The organism is Bacteroides sp. RCH18, from assembly GCF_058231005.1.
The window spans coordinates 1,628,899-1,654,979 of record NZ_JBIPTC010000002.1; the positions used below are offsets into that span (position 1 = coordinate 1,628,899).

Annotated in this window: 19 protein-coding genes; 9 read left to right on the forward strand and 10 right to left on the reverse strand. The window is 43.0% G+C overall.

Annotation, left to right across the window (positions count from 1 at the left end):
- Nucleotides 1-103: 103 nt before the first annotated feature.
- Nucleotides 104-541 (reverse strand): GNAT family N-acetyltransferase, encoded by a 438-nt coding sequence (locus ACHLI0_RS21685; protein ID WP_490750012.1) that lies wholly within the window; start codon nucleotides 539-541, stop codon nucleotides 104-106.
- 139 nt (nucleotides 542-680) lie between these two features.
- Between ACHLI0_RS21685 and ACHLI0_RS21690 the strand changes: the two genes are divergently transcribed.
- From ACHLI0_RS21690 to ACHLI0_RS21730, 9 genes are all read left to right on the forward strand, one after another.
- Nucleotides 681-1,937 carry a carboxypeptidase-like regulatory domain-containing protein gene (locus ACHLI0_RS21690; protein WP_490750013.1) on the forward strand — a complete coding sequence of 419 codons (1,257 nt, stop codon included), beginning with the start codon at nucleotides 681-683 and terminating at the stop codon, nucleotides 1,935-1,937.
- Nucleotides 1,938-1,987: 50 nt separating this feature from the next.
- Nucleotides 1,988-2,539, forward strand: a complete 552-nt coding sequence (locus ACHLI0_RS21695) for an RNA polymerase sigma-70 factor (RefSeq protein ID WP_118417525.1) — start codon at nucleotides 1,988-1,990, stop codon at nucleotides 2,537-2,539.
- Nucleotides 2,536-3,378, forward strand: a complete 843-nt coding sequence (locus ACHLI0_RS21700) for a FecR family protein (RefSeq protein WP_490750014.1) — start codon at nucleotides 2,536-2,538, stop codon at nucleotides 3,376-3,378. Before ACHLI0_RS21695 ends, ACHLI0_RS21700 begins: the two co-directional genes overlap by 4 nt.
- Before the next feature lie 16 nt (nucleotides 3,379-3,394).
- Nucleotides 3,395-4,936, forward strand: coding sequence for a carboxypeptidase-like regulatory domain-containing protein (locus tag ACHLI0_RS21705; protein ID WP_490750015.1), 1,542 nt, complete (start codon nucleotides 3,395-3,397; stop codon nucleotides 4,934-4,936).
- Between the two features lie 60 nt (nucleotides 4,937-4,996).
- Nucleotides 4,997-5,173 (forward strand): DUF4250 domain-containing protein, encoded by a 177-nt coding sequence (locus ACHLI0_RS21710; RefSeq protein ID WP_008760362.1) that lies wholly within the window; start codon nucleotides 4,997-4,999, stop codon nucleotides 5,171-5,173.
- 198 nt (nucleotides 5,174-5,371) lie between these two features.
- Nucleotides 5,372-5,908: an RNA polymerase sigma factor gene (locus tag ACHLI0_RS21715; protein ID WP_195380741.1), complete on the forward strand. Its 537-nt coding sequence runs from the start codon at nucleotides 5,372-5,374 to the stop codon at nucleotides 5,906-5,908.
- Between the two features lie 4 nt (nucleotides 5,909-5,912).
- Nucleotides 5,913-6,272 (forward strand): hypothetical protein, encoded by a 360-nt coding sequence (locus tag ACHLI0_RS21720; protein ID WP_490750016.1) that lies wholly within the window; start codon nucleotides 5,913-5,915, stop codon nucleotides 6,270-6,272.
- Nucleotides 6,273-6,305: 33 nt separating this feature from the next.
- Nucleotides 6,306-6,890: a DUF4890 domain-containing protein gene (locus ACHLI0_RS21725; RefSeq protein ID WP_490750017.1), complete on the forward strand. Its 585-nt coding sequence runs from the start codon at nucleotides 6,306-6,308 to the stop codon at nucleotides 6,888-6,890.
- A 315-nt stretch (nucleotides 6,891-7,205) separates the two neighbouring features.
- A complete protein-coding gene (locus ACHLI0_RS21730) occupies nucleotides 7,206-8,780 on the forward strand; it encodes a ClC family H(+)/Cl(-) exchange transporter (protein ID WP_008760366.1) in 1,575 nt (524 codons plus the stop codon).
- 16 nt (nucleotides 8,781-8,796) lie between these two features.
- Here the strand turns inward: ACHLI0_RS21730 and nfo are convergent, their stop codons facing one another.
- From nfo to ACHLI0_RS21775, 9 genes are all read right to left on the reverse strand, one after another.
- Complete coding sequence (gene nfo / locus ACHLI0_RS21735) at nucleotides 8,797-9,630, reverse strand: deoxyribonuclease IV (protein ID WP_022470957.1); 834 nt, start codon at nucleotides 9,628-9,630, stop codon at nucleotides 8,797-8,799.
- A gap of 381 nt (nucleotides 9,631-10,011) precedes the next feature.
- Nucleotides 10,012-12,633, reverse strand: a complete 2,622-nt coding sequence (locus ACHLI0_RS21740) for a DUF4962 domain-containing protein (RefSeq protein ID WP_490750018.1) — start codon at nucleotides 12,631-12,633, stop codon at nucleotides 10,012-10,014.
- The gene (locus ACHLI0_RS21745) at nucleotides 12,630-13,598 is read right to left on the reverse strand and encodes an ROK family protein (protein WP_490750019.1); all 969 of its coding nucleotides are present in this window, start codon (nucleotides 13,596-13,598) and stop codon (nucleotides 12,630-12,632) included. Before ACHLI0_RS21745 ends, ACHLI0_RS21740 begins: the two co-directional genes overlap by 4 nt.
- A 116-nt stretch (nucleotides 13,599-13,714) precedes the next feature.
- The gene (locus ACHLI0_RS21750; RefSeq protein WP_490750020.1) at nucleotides 13,715-15,343 is read right to left on the reverse strand and encodes a PHP domain-containing protein; all 1,629 of its coding nucleotides are present in this window, start codon (nucleotides 15,341-15,343) and stop codon (nucleotides 13,715-13,717) included.
- A gap of 21 nt (nucleotides 15,344-15,364) precedes the next feature.
- A complete protein-coding gene (locus ACHLI0_RS21755; protein ID WP_490750179.1) occupies nucleotides 15,365-16,975 on the reverse strand; it encodes a sulfatase family protein in 1,611 nt (536 codons plus the stop codon).
- Nucleotides 16,976-17,086: 111 nt separating this feature from the next.
- Complete coding sequence (hepC, locus tag ACHLI0_RS21760) at nucleotides 17,087-19,087, reverse strand: heparin-sulfate lyase HepC (RefSeq protein WP_490750021.1); 2,001 nt, start codon at nucleotides 19,085-19,087, stop codon at nucleotides 17,087-17,089.
- Between the two features lie 55 nt (nucleotides 19,088-19,142).
- On the reverse strand, nucleotides 19,143-20,447 hold the full coding sequence (locus tag ACHLI0_RS21765) for a DUF4995 domain-containing protein (RefSeq protein ID WP_490750022.1): 1,305 nt from the start codon (nucleotides 20,445-20,447) through the stop codon (nucleotides 19,143-19,145).
- A gap of 184 nt (nucleotides 20,448-20,631) precedes the next feature.
- A complete protein-coding gene (locus ACHLI0_RS21770; protein ID WP_490750023.1) occupies nucleotides 20,632-23,067 on the reverse strand; it encodes a glycoside hydrolase family 95 protein in 2,436 nt (811 codons plus the stop codon).
- Between the two features lie 2 nt (nucleotides 23,068-23,069).
- The gene (locus ACHLI0_RS21775) at nucleotides 23,070-25,997 is read right to left on the reverse strand and encodes a chondroitinase family polysaccharide lyase (RefSeq protein ID WP_490750024.1); all 2,928 of its coding nucleotides are present in this window, start codon (nucleotides 25,995-25,997) and stop codon (nucleotides 23,070-23,072) included.
- Nucleotides 25,998-26,081: the final 84 nt, after the last annotated feature.

Consider the following 26,081-nt stretch of genomic DNA (forward strand, 5'->3'; position numbering starts at 1 on the left):
CAAATGTAGAAACTATTTTTATAAGAAATACATATTCGAAAGTATAATTAACAATTAGATTTGGCTTCCGGGGAACTGGAATCTAATGGTAATATCTTCTTCTTTATTTGTTCGATATGAGCTTCATCGGAGTGTAACAGATTCCGTTTGTTTGTTGCCTGTTGTTTGTTTTCTCAAATCCCAGAGATTCGTAGAACCTGATAGCGTATGTAGATGAGTTTACCGTTATTTCATTTGCCGGACAATCACATTGGGAATAGTCAAACAGTTGCTTGCCTATCCCTTTTCTATGGAATTCCTTTTTGATGAAAAACAAAGAAATGTGTTTGCCTTCATTCTTGGTTCCCATAATACCTATTAGTTTATTCTCTTCGAAAGCTCCATAAATGCAGAGTTCATTCATCAATTTATCGTTGAATATAAAACTTTTGAAACTCTCAAGACCTTCGTCTTCGAAATCATCCTGACCACATTGCAAGTATACTTCTAATGCTAAAGTTGTCGCCTGCTGCAATTCTACTTTATCTAATTTGCGTATCATAATTAATCATTTGTTGAGAATCTAATTTTTGTCTGTCGGGCAAGATACTGATTTTTTTTATTTCAGACAATAGGGTATTTGCAGATTGAACGATCTTATTAGTAGAAGCAGGAATTATTTACTTTAAAACTCTATTAAGATGAAAAAGTCAGTTATACTTTTGGTTGGATGGTTATTAGCTTTTCTATGGATAGGGAATGCTGATATATGGGCGCAGGATGCAGGAGATTATTTCACGATTGTCGGAATGGTGAAGGATAAGCAAAATAAGAGAACACTTGAAAACGTGAATGTATCTGTGCAAGGAAGTAATATCGGTACGGTGACAAATGCGGAGGGAGAATTTGCTCTGAAAGTCAGGAAAGAAGAAGTGCCGCGAGAGTTGGAAATCTCTCACATAGGCTATATCAATAGTCATGTATCTTTAGATAAGGATAATTCTTCTAAATTGACGGTCTGGATGATACCCCATACTAACCAGTTGAATGAAGTGGTCGTTTATGCCAATAATCCGCGTACAATTATAGAAAAGGCGATTGAAAAGATTCCGGTGAATTATAGTGCCAACCGGAATATGCTTACCAGTTTCTATCGGGAGACTGTGCAGAAAGGGCGCCGTTATATCAGTGTATCGGAAGCTGTACTTGATGTGTCGAAAACAGCATACACCAATCGCACTACGGATTATGATAAACTACAGGTTCTGAAAGGACGCCGTCTGCTAAGTCAGAAAGTTAGTGATACATTGGCAGTAAAGGTTATGGGTGGTCCTAATATATCAGTAGTTTTGGATATCGTGAAGAATAAAGAAGCGCTGCTGGAACCGGAAGAATTGAACAACTATGAGTTTGGGATGGCTGAATCGGCATTGATCGATAACCGGATACAATATGTTATCAATTTCCGTCCGAGAGTTCTTTTACCATATGCGCTGTTTCATGGGAAATTGTATGTAGATTGTGATAACCTGTCGTTTACACGTATCGAGATGAATTTGGATATGCAGAATAAATCGAAAGCAATTGCTGCTATTCTTCATCAGAAACCATTTGGACTGAGATTCAAACCGCAAGAGTTATCTTTTCTGATTACCTATAAAACGATAGATGGAAGGACCTATCTGAATTATATCCGCAATGATATTCGTTTCAAATGCGACTGGAAACGGAGGCTTTTCTCTACGAGCTATGCAGTGACCTCAGAAATGGTGGTGACAGACCGGAGGGAGAACCCGTCCGAGGTGATTCCGCGGAATAAAGTATTTACCTCCAATCAGATCTTCTATGATAAAGTCGGAAATTACTGGAGTGAAGACTTTTGGGGAAATTATAATATTATTGAACCTACAGAGTCTCTGGAACATGCTGTCGATAAATTGAAAAAGCAATCTAATTAAAATCAGAATTGTTTTCTTATATTTGGGAACAATCGTAAAATGATAGAAGTATGCTGAATGAACTGCTCATACTGACAAAAATAAAGGCAGGTGACATAAAAGCGTTTGAGGAACTATTTCGCTGTTATTATTCTCCCCTGTGTTGGTATGCGGCAAGCATTACCGGGCGGATGGAGGTAGCTGAGGAAATTGTTGAAGAACTGTTTTACGTGCTTTGGAAGGATAGGGAACAGTTACAGATTTTCCAGTCTGTAAAAAGTTATCTCTACAGGGCGACACGTAATCAGTCAATTCAATACTGTGAGCATGAAGAGGTCAAGGAGCGGTATAGAGAGTCTGTGCTGACTGCATCCTCTTCGGAACAGGCGACAGATCCTCATCAGCAGATGGAATATGAAGAACTTCAGAAGCTGATAAATAATACCCTTGAGAAATTGCCGGAACGCAGAATGCAAATATTTAAAATGCACCGGACGGAAGGAAAGAAATATGCGGAAATTGCAGTCCAGCTTTCTCTCTCCGTCAAAACGGTGGAAGCGGAAATGACGAAGACTTTACGAACTTTGCGAAAAGAAATAGAAAATTATATTCAAATGAAATGATGAAAACGGATATTCATAAAATAAAGACGGAGCAGGCTTGGAATCGGTTGTACGACCGATTGGATAAAGATCATCTGCTTGTAGAAGACCATCGGATGCCTAAAGTCCCGATGTGGGTACGCTATGGCACTGTAGCGGCGATGGTGGTCGGTTTGGTTTTTAGTACCTTGTATTGGGGATTCGGTCAAAAAGAGGAATTACCTGACTTTATAACACGGGAGAATCAGGATGTTCCTACATTGGTCACGACTCTGGAAGATGGTTCTGTCGTGTTCTTGGCAAAGGAGACTTCTATCCGATATCCGGAACATTTTGTTTCTGATAAACGGGAAGTTAGTTTGCAGGGAGATGCCTTTTTTGATGTGGCAAAGAAGCAGAAGCAACCTTTTTGGATTGATACAAAGGAAGTAAAGATTGAAGTATTGGGTACTGCTTTTAGTGTAAAGAGCGTCGAAGATGCTCCGTTCCGTCTCTCGGTGCAACGGGGAACCGTCAGAGTAACCCTTAAAAAGGGAAATAAAGAATGTTATGTCAAAGCCGGTGAGACAGTGATATTGCAATCACAGCAACTTTTGCTCAGTTCGACTGAAAATGCAGGAGAGTTGAACCGCTATCTGAAGCATGTCTGTTTTAAAGATGAATCTTTGGGGCATATTCTGAAAGTAATGAATATGAATGCAGGCAGTTCACAGATACGTGTAGCTTCTCCTGCGCTGGAAAAAAGAAAGCTGACAGTTGAATTTTCCAATGAATCTCCAGAGACTGTGGCTACATTGATAGCCTATGCGCTTAATTTGAAGTGTACACGGCAGGGGGATACATTCATGCTGACAGAATAAATAAAAAAGGAGTGAAATGAGGCTGATTTATCGCTATATGGTGATTCTGTGTTTGTTCTTTATCGTACCGGATACGTTGAGAGCTGACGGAGAAGATGTGCTGGAGCGTATGATCAGTCTGCCGAAGATGAAAGGAACGGTCTATTCACTGTTAGGCAATATTTCTCAGCAGTCAGGTTATCTGTTTATCTATGACAGTAAAGTAGTAGACAATGATGTAACGGTGAAGGTACGGAAAGGAGAGCGAACCATTCGTCAGGCTATTTATGAGATAACAGGAGATACCAGCCTGAAATTTAAAGTAATAGGGACTCATATTCTGATAACTTCTTCTTCGCCAATCAAACAGCAACAGGCGAAACCTTCATCCGTTCGCCCTGTAAATCTCATGCTTACCGGAACTTTGCTGGATAAGGAAACCGGAATGCCTGTCGCTTCTGCATCCGTTGGAGTCCGGAGGACATCTGTGGGGATTGTTACTAATCAGGAAGGAGAGTTCAGACTTTCCTTACCGGATTCTTTGCAAAACGATTCGGTTGTTTTTTCTCATATAGGATATGTATCACAAACTCTGGAAGTTTCAGTTTTGGCAGGTGGCCATCATATTCTGAGCTTGGAACCAAAGGTTGTTCCTTTGCAGGAAGTAGTGGTTCAATGGGTTGATCCTTATAAGCTGCTGAAAGAAATGGGAAGGCAAAGAGAGCAGAACTATTCTCATTCTCCTGCCTACCTGACCACATTTTACCGTGAAGGAGTTTTATTGAAAAATAAGGTTCAGAATCTAACTGAAGCAGTCTTCAAAGTTTATAAGATCGCTTCGCATTCTCCCGTTTCCGATCAGGCGAAGCTGTTGAAGATGAGCCGGCTGAGTAATGTCGAAGCCAAAGACAGTCTGCTTGTAAAGGTGAAGTCCGGTATTCAGGCATGTTTTCAGATGGATATAATGAAGGATATGCCTTCATTCCTGATACCTGACGCAGGTGATAACGGTTATCTGTATACTTCGCAGGGAGTGACATTCATAGACGACCGGTGTGTGAATGTCATACACTTTGCACAAAAGAAGGAGATTATCGAGCCTCTCTACTGTGGAGATTTGTATATTGATGCCGAGACGAATGCCTTGTTACAAGCTCGTTTTGAGGTAGATCCCCAGCGTGTGAAGAAAGCGTCGGAAATGTTTGTAGAAAGGCACACGCGTGGCATTCGGATAATACCGCAAAAGGTGGTTTATACTATTTCCTACAAACCATGGCAAGGTATCTATTATATTCACCATATCCGTGGAGACCTTTCATTTAAGGTGAAACGGCGACGGTTGCTGTCTGCTAGTCCGCAGATGCAGATTTGGTTTGAAATGATCACTTGCAAAGTGGATACGGAACAAGTGGCTGCATTCCCGCGGGCAGAAAGATTACCGACGCGTACTATCTTCTCTGATCTGAATTTCAAATATGATGAAGACTTCTGGAGGGATTTTAATGTGATACCTCTGGAAGAGGAGCTTGGTAAGCTGATTGAAAGAATCTCTTTGAAAATAGAAGAAATCGGTCCTTGAATTGTTTTGCCATTCGACGGGATTGCTGTAACTTTGCGGCGGTTTAAAAGATTGTAGAATATGGAATTGCCTAAAGATCCGATGATGCTGTTCAGTGTCATCAATATGAAGTTGCGTGACTGTTATTCTTCGCTGGATGAGCTTTGCGAAGATATGGATGTAAGTAGAGAAGACATTGTCAGTCAGTTGAAAGCTGCAGGTTTTGAATATAGTGCGGAACATAATAAGTTCTGGTAATTTTCAGTCAACTTCGGCTTCTATATAAAGAGTTAATAGCGCCTCCATGGTCTTGAAAAAGACTATGGAGGCGTTTTTTTATTCCCTGTATGCCAATACCATATTTCCTCTTTTCTATTAATAAATGTAAAATCGGCTCTTGTGCATTTAACTTCGTTTCTTTTCGGCGTTCTAATAACCAAAGCTCAGAAATAATAGATGATAAACGAAGATAAAATCCGAAAAGCTTGTTCCTCCGATCGCGAGCGGGGATTCAGGTTGCTGGTGGACAGTTTTCAGGAACCGATATATAATTATATCCGGAGAATGGTGGTGTCTCATGAAGATGCGGAAGATGTGCTGCAAGAAGTCTTCATTCGTGTATTCCGCCATTTGGACCAGTTCCGGAATGAAAGTTCGCTGAGTACATGGATCTACAGAATTGCAACGAATGAGTGTCTTCGGCTATTGAATAACCGTAAGGAAGAAGTGATATCAGCGGAAGATGTTCAGGAAGAACTGATGAGTAAACTGAAAGCTTCTGACTATATCGACTACGAAGATGAGCTGGCTGTAAAGTTTCAGGAAGCTATATTGACTTTGCCGGAAAAGCAGCGGATCGTTTTCAACTTGCGCTATTACGATGAACTGGAATATGAAGATATTGCCCGTGTTCTGGATAGTAAGGTTGAGACACTGAAAGTGAATTATCACTATGCGAAAGATAAGATAAAGGAATATATATTAAACAGGTAACATCATGGATAAGGATTTTGATTTTGACAATATTGGTAAGCGGACACCTTATCGCACTCCCGATAACTTTTTTGAGGAGACGCAGCGTAAGATATTGGAACGTACGGTTGGCGAACAACGCAAGAAACGTCGGCTGAAAAGGATTATTCCTACTGTGATTGCTGTAGCAGCAGTATTGGCCGGGATTTTGTTTACGCCGTCTCTCCGCTATATGAATACCGACACACCATCGGCTTCAAATATATTGGCTGTCGATAAAAACAATGTAACTACAGATCCGGTAGATAAATGGATTAGAGAATTGTCAGATGAGGAGTTGGAAGAGCTCGTCAGCTTCTCTGAAAACGATATATTTTTAAACTGAATAACTCAATTAATTATTTAAAACGTGAAGATTATGAAGACTAAGTTTATTTATGTAGTGTTGATGGCTTTATTTTTGGGAAGCCAGATGACCCTTTCTGCACAGAATAAAGATAATAAAGAAAAAAAACAGCGTCCTACACCGGAGCAGATGATGCAGATGCAGACCAATCAGATGGTGAGAGCGCTCATGCTGGATGATGCAACGGCAGCCAAGTTTACTCCGATATACGAGAAGTATCTGAAAGAACTTCGTGAGTGTCGTATGATGAACTTCAAACCCAGAGCGAGAAAAGATGCAGCTCAAGGTACGGAAGCCAATACTGCCAAAGAAACTCCAAAACCGGTTATGACAGATGCGGAAATCGCTAAAATGTTGAAAGATCAGTTTGCGCAGAGTCGTAAGATGCTGGACATCCGTGAGAAGTATTATAATGAGTTCAGCAAGATTCTGTCTCAAAAGCAGATCATGAAGATCTATCAGCAGGAAAAGAGTAATATGAATAAATTCAGAAAAGAGTTTGACCGTAGAAAAGGACAGAAACCGGGACAAGGTCACAAACCCGGACAAGACCGCCAGAGACAAAGACAGCATACCCCTCATCAAACTCAAAAGTAGATAATGGATTAGGTATAATTTATTATAGTGTTTTATTTTACTAAAGTCAACACAAATTGGGCATAGGCAGATATATCTTTTCTTTTCAGTATCGTTTGATTATTCATTGTGTCTTGTTACTGATCAGTTTGACTGCCTATACACAGTCCGGCAAAGAGAGCTTTGCCGGACGTGTAGTTGATGCTGACTCATGATACATGGTATTCTGCGTCTGAATCTGCTGGAAGGATAAAGCTGATTAAATATTTATCAGTCTGAAACCTCTGCGGGGTATTAATTGTTGTATCCATGCGAAAACAATGAAAACTTTGCTGAATGGAGTTTCGACTGATTAAAAAATTAAAGGACAGAGGACGTTGGCGTATCTTCAAACTCAAATTGATTGATGCGCGGCTTTACTTTGTCAGTATCTTTGTCGGGTTACTGACGGGGCTTATTGCTGTGCCTTATCATTACCTGCTTCAGTTCTTCTTCAATCTTCGCCATGACTTCTTTGATTCTCATCCTAAATGGTATTGGTACCTTCCTCTTTTTCTGTTAATGTGGGGGATTCTTATATTTGTCTCCTGGCTGGTGAAAAAGATGCCGTTGATCACAGGAGGAGGTATTCCACAAACACGTGGAGTTATCAATGGAAGAGTTGCGTATAAACATCCTTTCATTGAAGTGATTGCCAAGTTTGTGGGTGGAATACTTGCGTTAAGCACCGGTTTGTCTTTGGGACGTGAAGGACCTTCGGTGCAGATCGGTTCGTATGTAGGATGTCTGGTTTCTAAATGGGGGAGAGTGCTTGCCGGCGAGCGGAAACAATTGTTGGCGGCGGGTGCCGGTGCCGGGTTGGCGGCTGCTTTTGCTGCTCCGTTGGCTTCCTCATTGCTGGTTATAGAATCTATTGAACGGTTTGATGCGCCAAAGACGGCGATTACTACCTTGCTGGCAGGAGTCGTTGCCGGAGGAGTCGCCAGTTGGCTTTTTCCTATCAATCCGTATTTTCAGATTGATGCGATTGTACCGGGAATGACTTTCTGGTCACAGGTAAAGTTGTTTCTTCTTTTGGCGGCTGTGGTTTCTGTTTTCGGAAAGTTCTTTTCTGTCACTACGCTTCAGGTCAAACGTATCTATCCGGCCATCAAGCATCCGGAATACGTAAAAATGCTATATCTGCTCTTTATTGCTTATCTCATCTCTATGGCAGAAGTCAATCTGACAGGAGGTGGGGAACAGTTTCTGTTGGCACAGGCCATGCATCCCGATACCCATATTCTTTGGATTGTCGGTATGATGTTGTTGCATTTTGTATTCAGTACCTTTTCTTTTTCGTCAGGACTGCCGGGAGGAAGTTTCATTCCTACATTAGTGACAGGAGGGCTTTTAGGGCAAATAGTTGCATTGATTCTGGTTCAGCAAGGAGTGATTGCTTATGAAAATATCAGTTATATCATGTTGATCTGTATGTCTGCTTTTCTGGTTGCGGTCATACGTACACCTCTCACCGCTATTGTGCTGATTACTGAGATTACGGGACATCTGGAAGTCTTTTATCCTTCTATTGTAGTGGGAGGACTGACTTACTATTTCACGGAAATGCTTCAGATAAAACCTTTCAATGTGATTTTATATGATGATATGATTAATTCTCCTGCGTTTAAAGAAGAGGCCCGCTACACTTTATCGGTAGAGGTCATGAGCGGTTCTTACCTGGATGGTAAAATCGTGGATGAACTTCGCCTGCCGGAACGTTGTATTATTATTAATGTTCATCGTGACCGGAAAAACTGGCCTCCCAAAGGGCAGAAACTGATGCCGGGGGATCAGGTGCAGATAGAAATGGACTCGCAGGATATCGAGAAACTCTATGAGCCGTTAGTCAGTATGGCGAATATTTATTAAAAAAGAAGTGAAGCGTTTATTCAACGCTTCTCAACCATGCAATTTCTTCTGCCCACTTGCTTTCATCGGGTGTTTCAAGAATAAGTGGCATATTATCGAATCTTGAATCTTTCATTAATCTTTCAAAGAATGCACTCCCGATCAGTCCCTGGCCTATGTTATCGTGACGGTCAACATGACTGCCTAATTCTTTTTTAGAATCATTCAGGTGCATACCACGCAGATACTCGAAACCTACTTCTTTTTCAAATTCGTCAAAGACTTTATCGTAATCATTCACTATGTCATATCCCGCTGTATATGTATGGCAAGTATCCAGGCAAATACCTACACGGCTTTTATCATTCACCCGGTCGATGATATATCTTAATTGCCAGAATTCACTTCCTAAATTACTGCCTTGCCCCGCAGTATTTTCAATAACGGCCGTTACTCCTTTAGTCTTCTCCAAAGTCAGGTTGATACTTTCTGCAATGAGTGCGAGACAATCCTCTACGGAGATTTTATTCAGATGGCTGCCGGGATGGAAATTGAGAAGTTTCAGTCCTAATTGTTCGCAGCGTTGCATCTCATCTAAAAAGGCAGCTCGACTTTTCTCCAATCCTTCTTCTTCGGGGTGTCCCAAATTAATAAGGTAACTGTCATGCGGTAAAATATAGTCTGTTTGGAAATTGTACTTAGTGCAATTTTCTTTGAAAAGACGGATGTTTTCTTCTGTCAATGGTTTACTCACCCATTGACGTTGATTTTTAGTAAACAGGGCAAAGGCATTTGCTCCAATCTCATGCGCATTGACAGGGGCGAATTCTACGCCGCCGGATGCGCTTACATGTGCTCCAATGTATTTCATCTTTTATTCTATTTAAATTTTATCTGTTGATATAACATTTATGCAGGTTTCAATGTTTGCGTAAAGTACCAGCATAGGCAAAGATACAATTTTTTAGTAGTAAACTCAATGCTCACTATGATAAAGGTACAGTAATCTACTGTCTTTTTATATCCCACATCTCAGGTATTAATAGTTGAGTTGTCAGATGTTAATACCTGAGATGTCAACTGTTAATACCTGAGAAGTCAGATATTAATACCTGTCATGGCCATTATTAATGCTTGAAATGAGGCATAATAAGCATTGTCACCTTCAATAAAAAACAATAAAAGAAAGGAGCTACTCGTAAGTTTATAATAACCTTTGAATAGCTCCATATTGTGTGGTCGAATGGAGAAATTATATCTCGAAATCCGGTAAATAGTCAGTCAGAACCTTATTGACCTGTTTCCCTTGTACTTGGTCAGTGACGATAGTCGCACCTTCCTTCTTGCCGGCATCATACTTCAGAGAAACCTTTTCCGCTTGATGGGTAACACTGATTGCCGCTTTCCCTTTCTCCGTCAGATTGCAGGTAATAATCCAGTCACCTACTTGTATGGTATTGCCCTTGCGAACCACTTTCATATCCGCACGATTATTTCCGTGTGTATCCATAATGGTGAGGAAACGGGCGGTTCGGCAGGGGACGGTAGTAGACGAAAAATGCCAGTGATTGGGATACTTCACAGCTTTCCCTTGCGCATTGGTTACATTCTTCCAGTTGGTTGGAGCGCAGAAGAAGGTATCTACGATGGCCTGTTCCGTCTTTGCCGAACTGAAAAGATGAGCAACAGAGATGCCCCCATCCTTATTCTTTCCCGTGACTTTTATTTCATCAGGAAGTTCCTGCATTTCCATCGGAAGTTCTACCGTATGCAGCAGATAGCTCCATGTGACCGCTTCTTTTCCTTCCAGTTCATCATAAATCACATACACTCCCGTATGCCCTAACTGAATAATGTGCCGACGGAACATCTCCAGTTTGTTCTCATCCCATCCCTTTTCGGGAGTATATTGAGTGCCTGAAAGTTCGCCACGTTTCAGCCAGATAGGAGCTGTGATCTTTCCGTAAGCATTGGAAGCATCTCCTACCATATACGAAATCTTTTCTCCTTCATACCAACGGGGAATCCATCCGTACCCTTCCGTCCCGATAGTCTGAGTCATCCCATTGACCAGAATGCTGTTGTGCGCACGGGTGTTTCGATAGGAATACATACAATGGTCATCCGTAAAACCGGTACGATGTCCGCTGCTATAGAAGATCGCCTTGCCGCCATAGAAGGTATTAAATGCATTCTGATTGGCCAATGCGTGCGAAGTTGAACCGTATGGACTGGAACGGAATGACAACATTGCGTTCTTTTCTATATCTCCCAAGGATGTATGCATCGTAGCAATTCCCGTTTCATTGAATACTTTCGTCATAGGCAACTCTGCCAATGAGTGTTCTTCTTTCGGGAGTGCCTTGTCGGTAATGCAGCGATACCAGGTCAGATCACCTGCTTTTCCAAGAAAAGACTTTTTCATGATATCCGGTTCTTTCTCAAGGATAGTACGTGCGTAGGCGGCTGCCCACGGATTATTGCATTCACGTGCTAAAGCATCCGCATAGCCGACCCGTGTTCCGTTCGGTTTCATTTTCGTTTCATGAGAGTTGCCGTGCCCCGCAGATTTGGAGAACGGAGGCTGATGATAGATTACATAGAGCGCATTGTTGTTATACCAGGGATCGGCAAAGAAATCGAAACCGCTGATACGTGAATAGAAAGCGGGAACTTCGATCAATGTACGAAGGTTGACATGGAAATAAGAATCACCATTATGCCATCCACCGTCGGTATTGAGTCCCGGCAGGCGGGATACCCATTCGTTATAGCAATAATCTGCCCAGGTGGAAGCCATCGGCAATTCACCGTACGTAGCAAAAGCTGCCATATTCAGAATACGGAAAGTCATCTGCCATACATGATTGTCGGCAATACGGTTTTCCAGATGATTCACATATTCATGATAAAACTTATGGGCGTTTTCGCTGATCGTTTCGAGAAGCAACTGTTTCTCGGCAGGCGTTAACAGATTGTACCATGCATCATAAGCGGAAGTACTCATGGATAGAATCGTGGAGCGGTTGAAATCTCCTGCGAAGTACTTACTGTCCTTCCACGAAAGAATTTCGGAAAGACGCTTGATACCTTCTTTGTAGTAAACCTCGTCTTTCGTCAGCAGATAAGCGCGCACCATAGCTTCTATGTTCGCTTCTTCGCGGTCTACTATCTTGCGGCTTTCCCGAATCAATGCCGAACGGTATTGTACGATGTTCGTCAGTTTGACTACTTGGGTGGTATCGATTTCCTCCTCCAGATGTTTCAATGGATGATTGAGGCACCCCCTTGCTTTCTGAATATAGAGCTGCGCTTCCGGATTATTCTTGTTCCGCTCGATGATCTGATCCCAGTCTTTGGTATCGAGCAGGATACGGGGATGGCTTTGAGAGAACTTCGCCAGCACTTCCTGCAAGGAGGGAGGATTGAACGTGCGTGTCTGCTCGTCCACATAGAAATGATAGACGGGCGACCATTCTTCTTTGCCGTCCTTGTCAAGGTAGGCGTGCTGCCAATACCATTTCCCTTTCTCAAAGAGTTTGAAAGGATTGAAGAAAGCCCAGTTTCTTTCGGCGGTCATTACTTCCGATTTAAACTCAGGATCACGTGCGATACGGATGCGGTATGTCACTTCCGGTTTGTGATCTTCTTCTTCCACTCCGTCGAGTACAGGTCCGAGGTGGGGGAACTTGTCCGGCCACATGAAACGCGGCGGATTGACTGCTATGTGCTGACCGTCCAGTGGAGAAGGTGTTTCGCGGACTTCATGCATCAGCGTCTGCTGGCTCAGACGCAGGATGCTTTTCTGCGCATATCCACTATAGGAAAGCATAGCTGCAAATAACAGGAAAATACAGTATCGTTGTTTCATCATCTTATTAAATTAGAAGCGGAAAGCTGGGTGAATACCAATGAGGCGGCACCGATACTTCCGGCTTTGTTGCCTAAAGAAGCTGCCATGATTTCCGTGTTCACGGCACAGTCGGGGATGGCATAGCGAAGGGCTTTCTCACTTACTTTCTGAATATAAAAGTCTCCGGCTTCGGACAGTCCTCCGCCGATAACGACTCTTTGCGGGCTGAAGATATTAATAAATCCGGCAATGCCATGACCGAGGAAATCGCAATGTTCTTCCAGTGATTCGGTGGCAATCTTATCTCCTTGTTGATAGAGACGGACGATCAATTCTCCGTTTATTTCTTCATTCGGATAAGAGATGCCGGCTTCGGCTATCCGTTTACTGAAACGACGGACCAGTGCGGCAGTGGAAGCATAATGTTCAAGGCATCCTATTGAACCGCAGGCGCAAGGTTCACCATTAGCTATCAAGGGGACATGTCCCAATTCAGTACCCCTATTGGCATATCCGTTAAACAGCTTGCCGTCAATGACGACTGCGCCACCGATACCGGTTCCTACAGTCAGAAAGACCACATGAGTTGCTCCGTTTCCGGCTCCGTACATCGTTTCGCCGAGTCCCATCAGATTGGCGTCATTTCCCAGTTGGGTAGGAAGTCCGGTCTCTTTTTCCATCCGGTCTGCCAGTTTCAGATTTTCCCACCCTTTAATATTCTCCGCACCACCCAATACAATGCGATTCGTACCATCCACGATCCCCGGCGTTCCTATCCCGATGCCGGCTATCGTATATCCCTTTGCCTCAGCAAAGTTTTTCACCTCATTGACTGCCTTAATCAATTGCCCGATCACAGCCTCAGCTGATACATCGGCATTCGACGGCAACTTCCCTTGAAAGTGAAATACCCCATTATTATCAATAAGAGCATATTTCACTGAAGTCCCGCCAAGATCAATTCCTATAGCGTATTCTTTTTCCATATAACTAGGTATGTTTTAAATTCGTTTATACTGTGCCATGCTTGTGCCAAAGGCTTGACACAACTGTGCCAACGGCTTGGCACAAGCAAAGCAACTGTTTTCTTTCATATACCAGTTTATACTCTTTCTGCCCAGATAGGTGAACTCCATGCCCATTGCCCGTCACGCTGGCGAACACGCACGTAGTAGTAATCCGTATCACGCTGAGGCTCTTTATCTTCCATATAGTGTTCCACAGTGAAACAGCTTTCGGGCATAGCACGATTGAAGAGAATCGCTTCACTCAGCCAGCCGATCATGAAGTGCGAACGTGAGCCTTCGAGCAATTCGCCCAATGTGTGTTCAAACTTCTTGCCATTGAAATCAGCAATCACTTTTCCGTCTTTCGGCATCTCTACTTCGAGGATGACAGCCTGCATGGCAGCGGTAGTCGTATTCGGATTCTTGCTGCTGTACATATCCAGTTCGGTTTCTTTTTCGCCTACGGATACAATGCGGTTTACGTGAGTGTGGAATTCTGTTTCTCCTTCTTGCGGAGAAGTGAAGGCTGCACCGCGGAAACATGGAGTGACGCTCAGAATGCGTCCTTTGTCTACAGACAATTTACCTTGCCAGTGTACATACTGTTCTTCACGGTTCCATCCGAAATCTACTTTCACTTTGCAGCGGACAGTATCACCTTCGGGGGCAACCGGAGTCAACGGACCATTCATGCGGGCCAGAATCTGACCGTTCTTGACGATATCCACATAGTCGATGCAACTTTCTCCGGTAACGTTCAGATAAATGCGGCGACTGTTGCCACGCACTACGTCACCCATGAAAGCATCGTTGAGGCGGAAGTCAATCAAAATCTTATCGCCGGTTGCAGCGCATACGTGGCGCGTGCGAAGTGCTTCCCATATAGCGTCGCGGGTCAATGACGGAGCTAGTACACCGATACGGCCGTCGCCATAACTGCCCGGATAACCCGAATGTTGGTCGGTAGAAGCCATAATACCGAATTTATTTCCCAATTCCAGACCATATTGAATGGTTCCTTCCCATTGGCGGGGACCCATATCGTGCAAGTATGGATAGTCACCCTGATCGCTTTCAGCCAGACCGTGACGAGAATACATTTCTACGAACGGGGTTTGGTCTCCTTCGGTAAAGCATTTCCAGTTATAGCCGCGATAACCACCCTGATAGCCCATGTGGTGGGGAGTGATGAATACTTTGTGTCCTTTGGCCTTTTGTTTCCAGTCTTCGATGGACGTGCATTCTACAAGTGGTGCATCGAGATCATAGTTCAAGGCAACATGATCGCCATGTTCCATACTGTGTGCTTCATATCCTACGAAAGTGAGGAATTCCCCTTCTTTATTATATTCGTTTGTCATGGCTACGTACTTCTCATAGCCGCCTTCGCGCAAACGTTTGAAAGCACCGGTATGGTAGTCGATTACCCATTTCAGACGTGGGTCGTCTGCTCCGGGGATATCCGGCCACATAGCGTGGGGAGTTACACTGACAAAGTCTAACTGTCCTTTCGCTGCTTCAAAAGCGTCACGCATATCGCCGTGTCCGTATGTGATGTTACAATGGTTGTGCAGGTCTCCCCAGTACATTTTGAGGTCACTTGCCGATGGCATTTTCTTTTTAGCTTCTTTACTTCCTGCCACGCAAGAGCTGAGCAGGCTGCCGGATGCTGCCAGTCCTAAAAAGGACCAGCCTGTGTTCTTTATAAAATTTCTTCTGTCCATGATATCATTGTTTTGGGTTATTTATCGATTTTCCATCAGTCTTCTGTCTCCTTTGAAAAGCACTGTCTCTTTTTCATCGGGATCATTGTCTTTATATTGTTTCTGAGTTTCTTCAAGTAGTTGCATCAACTCTTTTTGTTTCTCAGCATATTCCGCTTTCCCGAAGATATTGTTCATTTCTCTCGGATCGGCTTTCATGTCATACATTTCCCATTCGTCAATGTCGTTGTAGAAATGAATCAGTTTGAAGTCCTGCGTGCGAATTCCGTAGTGACGTTTCACGGAGTGTTCTGCCGGATACTCATAATAATGATAGTAGGCTGCTTTACGCCAGTCGGCAGGAGTTTTGCCTTCGTTTTCCAATACTGGTTTCAGTGATGCTCCCTGAATATCAGATGGCACTTCTACACCGGCAAAGTCAAGGAAAGTGGGGGCGAAGTCTACGTTCATGCTAATGGCATTGCTGGTGCTTCCGGCTTTAATGGCCTTCGGATAACGGATGATAAGCGGCATACGCTGACATTCTTCGTACATGAATCGTTTGTCAAACCAGCCGTGTTCACCCAGAAAGAATCCTTGGTCGGAGGTATAGACAATAATGGTATTGTCCAGTTCGCCGATCTTTTCGAGATAATTCAGCAGACGACCGATATTCTCGTCTACAGCCAAAACGGTAGCCAGATAATCGCGCATATATTGCTGGTATTTCCAGCTGATTAATGCCTTGCCTTTCAGGTCGCCTTTACGGTATTCAGCAATGCGCTGTGCATAGGCGGAATCCCATTTGTCCTGTACTTCTACAGGCATGCGCTTATAAACGCTATACAGGCGGTTTGTCGTATCTTTCAGCATTTCTTCGCGAGTGAGCAGTTTCAAGTCCCAGTCATTCGTCAGCGTATGCTCGATCGACATATCTTGTTCCCGTGCCGCTTTCCCGCGTCCTTCGTAGTCATCGAACAGGTTTGCGGGTTCGGGGAAAATAGTATGGTTGAATATACCCAGATGGCGGGGGGCGGGCATCCAGTTACGGTGGGGGGCTTTCTGATGATACATCATGCAGAAAGGTTTGTTCTTGTTGCGGTTTTCGAGGAAATCGATTGCCTTGTCGGTTATAATATCCGTTGCATATCCTTTCTCTACGATGTGCTTTCCGTCTTCCCAAAAGTCAGGGTCGTAGTAGTCGCCCTGCTCATGCTGGCCGCTGAGTATGCTCCAGTGGTCAAATCCCTGCGGTTCGCTGATAAGATGCCATTTACCGATCATGGCAGTCTGATAACCGGCTTGTTGAAGTAGTTTCGGGAATGTCTGCTGATCGCCGTTGAAGGTACTTGCATTATCGGTAAAGCCGTTCTCATGGCTAAATTTTCCGGTGAGGATGCAGGCACGTGAAGGCCCGGAGAGGGCATTGACTGCATAACAATTGTCAAAACGGATACCCTCATTGGCTATGCGGTCCATATTGGGAGTCTGGATGAGGTTACCACCGTAGCAGGACATGGCTTGGGTGGTATGGTCGTCGGTCATCATGAAGATGATGTTCGGACGTTTGGTTTCTTCTTTTTTGGGGTTGGCACAGGAAGCAAGGCTTAGTGCAGCCAATGGAAGCAGTAAGGTAGAGGGGTTGCTTTTCATGATAGAAATAACATCTGATGATAAAAATGACCAGTGAGGAGCCGAAGCCTTTTCCGTAGCGGGCATATATCCGCATGGAAGTCTGGCCTCAGTGCCTCGCTGGTCACTGGATTATAATTTATATTTTAATGACTGTTTCTTGCCGTTTACTTTCACTTCGACTTCCAGTCCGTTTTCATCGAACGTTTTGTTCTTGAACTTAGCGTCAAATTTAGGGGCATCTGCGCTCTTCTTGACTGGGTAAATAACTGTGATGTAACGTACCGCATTCTCATTGTCTTTCTTTACGTTGAATGAAACATTCATACGTTTGTAGCGCTTGCGATATGCAGTAGAACACCATCCCGGCTCTTTTTTCATGCTCATGCCTTCAGGACCGAAGCATTGAAGTTTCATGTTGCTTCCATCTTCGAATTGAGTCAGGAATGTCATGTCTTCACGGCTGTTGGCTATCTCACCTTTCGGCATCTGATAGTGCAGGTTGACAGAACCTTTGGCGCTGCCTGATACTTCATCTACAATGACAAAGTAGGTATTGTCTACGAAGAAGACCGAACGGCGGTGCTTGAAGTTCTTGTAGCTTGGGTTTTCTGTAACCAAGGTCTGGATGTTACCTTCCGGCTGCCACAGTTTAGTAACAGATTCGGTTGTTTCCAGATTCTTATTGTTCAGAGTCACGGTGTTGTGTACGGAAGTCTGACGATGCCAGTTGCGTTGTTCCATCACTTCGCCTTCACCGGCATACACATATGAACCGGAGTCGGGGAACAGGTTCTTACCGTTAAACCACATTTCGAAAGTACCGTTATCCGGCTGACAGTGCCAGAAACCTTTCGGACCAGCTTTTACTACCATTTGTGTAGCATCCATTCCCCAGGAATTACGGAACACAAAAAAACCTGACTTCAGGAAACCTTTCGACATATAATCGGGTAACGCACCTTCTTTGCCGTCTGTTGCCAAATACTTGATAGTTTCGTTTTTCGGGAACAGTTTGCTCCATTCACGATAGTTCTTCAGCATTTCTTTCTTTTCTGTGATTTTAGCATCACTGAAGCACGGATTTGTGTAATCCGGGAAAGAAATATTGGCATAGAACATGATCATCTTTTCGATGGTATCCAGATATTCCTGTGGGAACTCATTACGGAATCCGTTAACGTCTGCAATACCCAATGCCTTGCAGAAGATATTGATAGCAGCAAGATGATAATGCGGGTCAAGTTCAAACTGGCCGCCATCGTTGTAAACCTGTACGTTTACTTCACGGTTCAGAATGTCGATACCGCTTTTTCTCCAGGCCGGAGCTTCTTTAAATTCCGGGAAGAATGCACCTGCATAAATCATACGCTGAGCTTCGAACAACAAGTGATTACCCTGATCAGAGTAATTAGCCAGAATATGTACGGCATGTTTATGATAGTTCACCAGAAATTCAGTCAGGAAATCCGGAGTGAAAGAAGGAGAGGGGAGGAACAACTGGAACTGTGTAGTCTGATCCTGCAGACGATTACTGACTTCCAGCGGACGCCATGCGAAACGCACATTTTCCACTTCGCCTTTAATCTTACCGTCACTTACCAGTTCGTATTCTTTCTTGTCCATCTTCACCAACGGATTCTTTTTGATCCAGTCGATGTATTGGTATGCCCATTCTTTGGCATATTTCTCGTCACCGGATACACGGTATGCCTTACCCATCGGAGTAAACCATTTATGACGGTGCAACTGCCAGCGGAGTTCATTGTCTTTTACCGGCCAGTATTGCCAGTTGATATCTTCTCCGTAGTTGTAAGAAGGCTGATAGCCTTTGTGAACAAAGAATGTATGCTTCAATCCGTCATCCGCCCATTGCTGTTCTTCTTTGCCGATAGTGATCTTTTTCAGATTAATATCAGGAGTCTTCACATTCGTACGGGCACGGTAGTAGTCGAGCAGTGCTTTTGCGGCATCCTCATCTTTGCCTTCCTGGTGTAAGGCTTTTACTTTCTCCAATCCGGGGTAGTCCAGGTTGAGAAGCGCGAATACCTCGCTTTTCAACTCTTGGGCATAGCCTTTGCCTACGAAACAGGCAAATGTCAGCAGGACGATATATTTCAGAGTTTTATTCATGATATCATTTATTATTCTGCAATTTACAATTTAGATTTGAATTTTCTCAGATATATTACTCAATAACTCTCACCTCTCCATTCTCCACTCTCAACTTCTTCAAGTCCATGAATCTCTTCAATGCTTCCAGATAGTAGTAGTCAGCATAATTCAGCGGAGTATCGATTTCAGAACCGTTGGGCAATGATCCGACAGAGTGCATTAAGATGAATCCCTGGTTTTCGCCGACTTTGGCGAGGTATGCGTCGCTTGAAAGGCTTTTCAGTATTTTTTCTGCATAATCCAGATATTTCTTTCCGTCGGGTACCATTGTGCTAAGCTCAATGAATCCTGCGGCTGTTACAGCAGCAGCCGAAGCATCGCGCGGAGTCTCTTTGGTGACAGGAGCATCGTAGTCCCAGTAAGGAATTGCATCGTCTGTTTTCACACGTTCCATGATCATGTCGGCTATGTTTACGGCAAAGTTCAGGAAGGTGGTGTCATTTGTTTCGCGGTAACAGGAAGTATATCCGTATACAGCCCAAGCCTGTCCGCGCGACCATGAAGAATCGTCGTTTTTACCTTGGTGAGTCTGTTTGCGTTCTACTGTGCCGTCGTTGTTATAGCTTACTACATGCCAGCAAGTGTAGTCAGGGCGGAAATGATTTTTCATCGTAGTGATGGCATGCTTGATAGCGATATCCTTGTATTTGTTGTCGCCTGTCCATTTGCTTGCAGTGAACAGAAGGTCCAGATTCATCATGTTGTCGATGATTACCGGGAAGTTCCAGCTGCCAAAGTCCCATGAACGGATGGCTCCGATTGAATCGTTGAAACGTCCGCTCAGGTTGTCGGCAGTTTCTTTCATGACAGCTTTGATGGTATCGTTAGGAGCCAGACGCTCAGCGTTTCCGTAGCTGCAGTTGATCATAAATCCCAAATCATGTGTACCTTTATAATAGCGTACCGGATTCAGCAGGTTTGTATATTGAATGGCATCCGCTTTCAGTGTATCATTTCCGGTCATTTCGTATGCGTACCACAGTGATCCGGGGAAGAAACCGCTTGTCCAGTCGTATACTACACATAAACGGCGTTTACCCATTTGTTCGGCAGTAGGTTGCGGACGAAGTGAGTCCTGAAAAGTAGAAGGATCTCTTTCTAATTGGCGGCAGAGGAAATCCATGTCATATCCGGTACGGATTGAACGTGGAAGCTTACCGGTTCCGTTAATTTCTTCTGCTGTAAGTTGTAACTGGGCAGAAGCTACATCCAGCCCTTTCTTAATCCAACTGTAGTCTTCCTTTGGAGTTGTCTGGCACGATGCAAGTGCAATGGCAACCGAAGCAAAGAGAACAAGTTTCTTTTTCATGTTATTCATTTTAAGTGATTGTTTTTAGAAGTTTTGTAACTGATGCAAAAGTAGATGATCTGTTTAATTTTAAATGATACGAATGTTGAAAAGGACATTGAAACAGAATTTCGACTATTAGTTTTGTTGAAAAAACTATTACTTTTGTCAAGTATGCCCTTTACAAGGGGGCTAGAGCCCTATTTTCGTTCATTTAAAATGAAATCTTTTTTCTTTCTCCTGCATTGAAATGAGTCTTTTTTATTTGGTTATTATAGACAATTTCGATGGTCTGTTCGTATGGACTGGTAATGTTTGCGACTGTCATTTTTCCTTCTTTCCATTCCATATCCACAGTAAATCCGCCTCTTGCTTTGAGTCCTTTTATGCTTCCTTCTTTCCAGGTTGGAGGCAGTGCCGGGAGCAAGTGAATATTTCCTTTATGACTCTGCAACAGCATTTCGGCAATACCGGCAGTTGCTCCGAAATTTCCATCAATCTGGAAAGGAAGTGCATTCAATAGATTACGATATAATCCGCCCCGATTTTCAGCTTTGATGTGAGGATCTATGTAATTGATCAGATTGCTCAATGCCTCATGGGCATTGGAGGAGTCGTATAGGCGCGACCAAAGGGAGATTTTCCATGCCATGCTCCATCCCGTTGTTTTATTTCCACGGTCATACAACGATTTTCGTGCTGCCTTAAATAGTTCCGGAGTGTTGTCTGTAATGTCACATCCCGGATATAATCCGAAGAGATGGGATACATGGCGGTGTTGTGGTTCGCTTTCTTTATATTCTTTGTCCCATTCCAGCAATTGTCCTTTGCTGCCGATCTGGTATTTTTTCAGTTTATTTCTTTTCCCGGTTAATTCAGTACGGAAATCCATATCGGTCCGGAGTATTTCTGCCGCTTGAATGGTATTCGAAAATAAAGAGCGGATAATGGCTATGTCCATTGTACTTCCTTCGCAGACGGATGCCGGAGTATTGTCGGGCATGAGATAAGCATTCTCAGGAGAAGTGCTGACAGGTGTTACCAGTTCTCCTTTGCTGTTTTCAACTAGCCATTCGGAACAGAAAGTAGCGGCTCCTTTTAGTATTGGATAGTATTTTTTCAGGAAATCCACGTCTTTCGTAAATAAATAGTGTTCCCATATATGATTGCATAACCATGGGCCGGACATATTCCAGAAGAACCAATATACAAACCCGTCTGATGGATATGCTTCTCTCCAGATCGATATATTATGGTGAATGGCCCAACCATTCAGTCCGTACATATCATGAGCAAGATCCTTTCCCTTGTCTGCTATTTCTTCAATTAGTTTGAATAAAGGCTGGTGACATTCCGACAGATTAGTGACTTCAGCCGGCCAATAGTTCATTTCCAGGTTGATATTTAAGGTATATCCCGAATTCCATGGAGGTAATATCTGATCATTCCATAAGCCTTGCAGATTCAAGGGTTGTCCTTCACCTCGGGAACCGGCTATCATTAAATAACGTCCAAACTGAAACAACTGTGCGATCAATGCCTGATCCTCTTCTTCCTTGAATCTCTTTAACCGTTCGTCTGTGGGCAATTCTTTTTGTAGTTTATTCACCGGAAGGCTCAGTGATACCCGGTTGAATAAAGATTGATAGTCAGCAATGTGTTTCTTTCTTAGTTCTTTATAGGTCTCTCCTTCACTGATTTTCCGATAGCTCATGATTTCTTGATGCGGATTCTTACCTTCTTTGCTCGGACTTTTACGTGGCCCGTTATAACTGGTAGCAGCATATAGCATGAGTGTCACCTCACTGCAACCCTTGGCAATAAGTCGGTCGTTCGAAATAGTTAGTGTTCCGCCTGTATGACTTGGAAGAAGGCAAGCTTCAAAGAAAGTCCCCTTTCCATCCATTTCGTTTCCATAAATTACGTGCTTTTTCTGTATGATATGTCCTGCGGCATCAAAATATTCCGGATGCAAACGTTGAGTATTGAAACGCTTCATGTGTTCTGTGTCTCTTCGTTGAGCGTGCGCAGGTGCCTGACCTTTCAGATAAACAACTTGTGAATCGGACTCATTCGTTACAGGATGCGGAGAATCCAGATAAGCGGTAAAACTTAAAACCGGTTTGGAAGCCTTTAAATGTATGACAATAGCTTGTGCCGGATAAGATGCAAAGACTTCTCTTCTTATCTTTACGCCATTTTGCTTATAAGAAGTTGTAACAACAGCGTTTTCCATATCCAGCGAATGGATATAGTCTGTCACGGCTTCTTTGGAATCAAAGTCGATATATAAATCTCCGAAAGGTTGATAGGCTTCATTGAGTCTGCCAATCCATTTCTCTTGCATGATAGTTCCTGCTTCTGTGTTTTTTCCTTCGTCGAGTAACTGGCGTATATGAGTGAGGTCAGGTACTATATTTATGTTTTTAGGAGTTTCCGGCTCTCCACTATAAAGAGTGTTCTCATTGAATTGTATTCTCTCTTTCTGTGGATCTCCAAAAATCATGGCTCCCATACGCCCGTTACCTACAGGCAATGCTTCTTCCCATGCTTTTGCAGGAGACTTATACCAAAGTGTCAGATTGCTCTGGGCGTTGGTACTTGTTATGCAAAGAGCAACAATAAATAATGCTATTAATCGAGTCTTCATAATTAATGATCAGCTTGGTGTAATAAAAGCGTATAGTTTTCTCCCCGGATAGTGGAAATGGATATATATGTTTTGTCCTTTTCTTTATCTAATGATACTTTTATTGTTTTTTGAGGACATTCCACATTATATAGCCCGTTGATAGTCAGTTGCGTATCATAAGGCTTCTCTTGTTGTATTACATCTTCTTCCGTCAGTAGTCCCATATGTGCACGGGATATTCTTCTCATATCCGGTTCACAAACAGAGAGTTTAAATGAATTGTCCTTCTGCTTTTCAAGTATGTAAGAAAGCGGAATATTTACTTGGGAAACCAGTTGACCTTCATACTTCTTCTGTGCATTGAAAAGAGCACCGTATGTGATTTCTTTCGCTTTATAAGTAACAATGTGCGCATCGTTATCTTGGGCTACTACTTCTATCGGACTCTCGTTGGACAATAGTTGACGGGCCAATACTTTATTCTTGTTTTTAAGTATATAATAGTGATATTTTGCCGCCTCCGGTGCGGTCCCGTGTTCTATATAAGCTCGTGTGTGAGAGCCTTCACTGGAAGTTCGTACCGCTCCTCCTTTTACTGCGTACATGAGTGAAGGGTCTGTCAGAATATATCCTTCCGGCATTCTTTCTTCACTGGTGTTCCTGCTGAACGACTGAAACAAAGTAGTGACTGTAGGGTATCTCTTATCTTTAGTTTGGATGTCCGAACCCAGGCAGAGCAGGAAATCCTCACATACAAATACTGATTTGTTGGCACGGAATGACTGATCGTATGTGATATCGTGCATTCTGAAAGAGAACATGGCATTTTTGTTGGAAGCATGTACTCCCGTTAAGAATGTCTCATCTGAGAAATTACGATGTCCGGAACTTGATCCGCCTTTATCTTGCAATACTTTATCTGGTAAAACTTTGGTAGTAGCTCCCGGAATATAATTCCAGTCGAAGTCGGTTTCTTGCGGATTGAAAGATTTATGTCTGTTTTTTAAGTCAAAATATTCTATTTGACCATAAGCCAGATAACGTCCTTTGGTGTTTTCTGTGGCAGAAGATTCAAAGTCCCATATATAGCGGCTGAATCCCTTGATGTTGAAATGAAAAAGACTGTCTTTAGCAACCAATAATCCGGAATAAGGCATGAACAGTGTACCGGTGACAGGCTTTTCTTTAGCAATGGAACTTGATGCCAATTGGGTTATTAGCTCGATTTCTCCTACAGTGCTGGTATATGCCAGACTTGAATTCACATTGCTGATATATTCAGCGATAGCCTGTTTGTTTTCTGTGGATTCAAGTATTCGCTTGAAGGCAGCTGTTAATTCTTTATCCGGTTCTTTAAATGACAGAGCTGTATAGGTAAAAGCCGGTAATAAAGTCTCTAAAATCTGTTGTCCTTTGGGAAAACGTCCCACAGTTCCGGCAGGTACATCCAGACCGGCGCAAAAGAAACGGAAGGTCAATAACCCTTGTTTCAGATTATGCAATGTTGTTTCGGACAGTGCATAAGGAGTATCGTGCAGTAAATAAGCAATGAGTGCACCTGCATAAAGTGCATGAGGGTAATAAGCACTATGATAAGGACCTCTGTGATGATATCCGGAGAAGTCAGCTTTGAACGTCCCGAAAAATCCCGGAGCTATTCCTAATGCATTGTCCATATAATGCTTGAATGCAGTCAGAGCAACTTCCTTTTCTTGTTTATCATTTTGTGATAGCGCGTATATTAGCTTTGGAATCGTCAATGCGCGTAAGTTATCTGCTACTTCGCCGGCATGTGAAGGAAGCTGATAGCATGCCCCGAACATGGTAAACCAGTTCATCGTTTGGAGTTCACGTTTTAGTTGTTCCGGAGATAATTGTTCTTTGAGCAAAAAGAATGAGTGAAAATAGCCGGAACTTCTAAGTTTCTCAAAACATAAAGTTCCCATACTGCTGCCGTCTGCCCAGCCTTGGTCGTTGAACCAGTCATAAATGTAAAGTGCTTTTTTCAGGCTTTGATCATTTTGATTTTTACGATAATCCAGTGCCAATGGAAGCAGGATGTTTTCATTAATGCTCCTGAACTTTTTAGCTTCTTGTCCGTCTATGATAGTGGGTGCTCCCATCGGGAATAATGGTTCTCCTTGAGGAGTATGATCTTCGTTATATTGGATTTTGATTCTTTGGGCAGCTTTCACACCGTTCCGGATAAATGTCTTTTCATTTTCCGTTCTCATTTTTATCCACCTCTCAGATGAATGTTGCCCGCTGCCAAGATACCAGGTTGTTAATCTGTCTGTGATGGTTGTAATCTGATTATCTTCGGCTGTGATTACTTTTTCTACTTTTGGAGTAGCATTTCTATAGCCAATGAAGTCAGGTATTAAACTATAGTCAGTACGGTTCACCTTATATTGTGCATCCGACATATTCTGCCAGGAAACTTTAGGCGTGAACTCTAAAAGATCTATGTAAGTAACTCCTTTTTTTGTATGCTGTGGAAATTGTATTTCGACTGACTGAATATTGCTTTTGGATGGCATATTCATGTCTCCTTGAAATTTAGCCCAAATACATCGCCAACCTTTAAAGTCAAGTAGGAAGGGGAGTTGGCATACTTCCTTACCAGTCTCATCTCTGAAGGAAAACAATAAATTCTCTTTGGTGGGAGATTCGTTATAGATCCATGCATTCATACCGCCATTTCTGTTTCTACATGCTTCAGAAATACCGGTAGGTGAGGGGAGAGTGAGGATGGCTCCCTGTTTCCATTTGATTTGAAGTGATTGACTGCCTGATTTGTATTTCTCAGAGGAAATATGGAGCACGCCTTTATCTATTTTCCAACCTTCGGGCACTTTTCCCTTCTCAAATGAATAGATTTGGGAGAATACCGATTGACTGATAGCTAAAGATATAAGAAGAATTACTATGCTAAGATTCTTTTTCATGGTATATAGAAATCAGTGAAATAAAGAATTATGATAAAAGCGTTACCAAAAGAGAGACTATTTCTTCGGTAACGCTTTCATGTT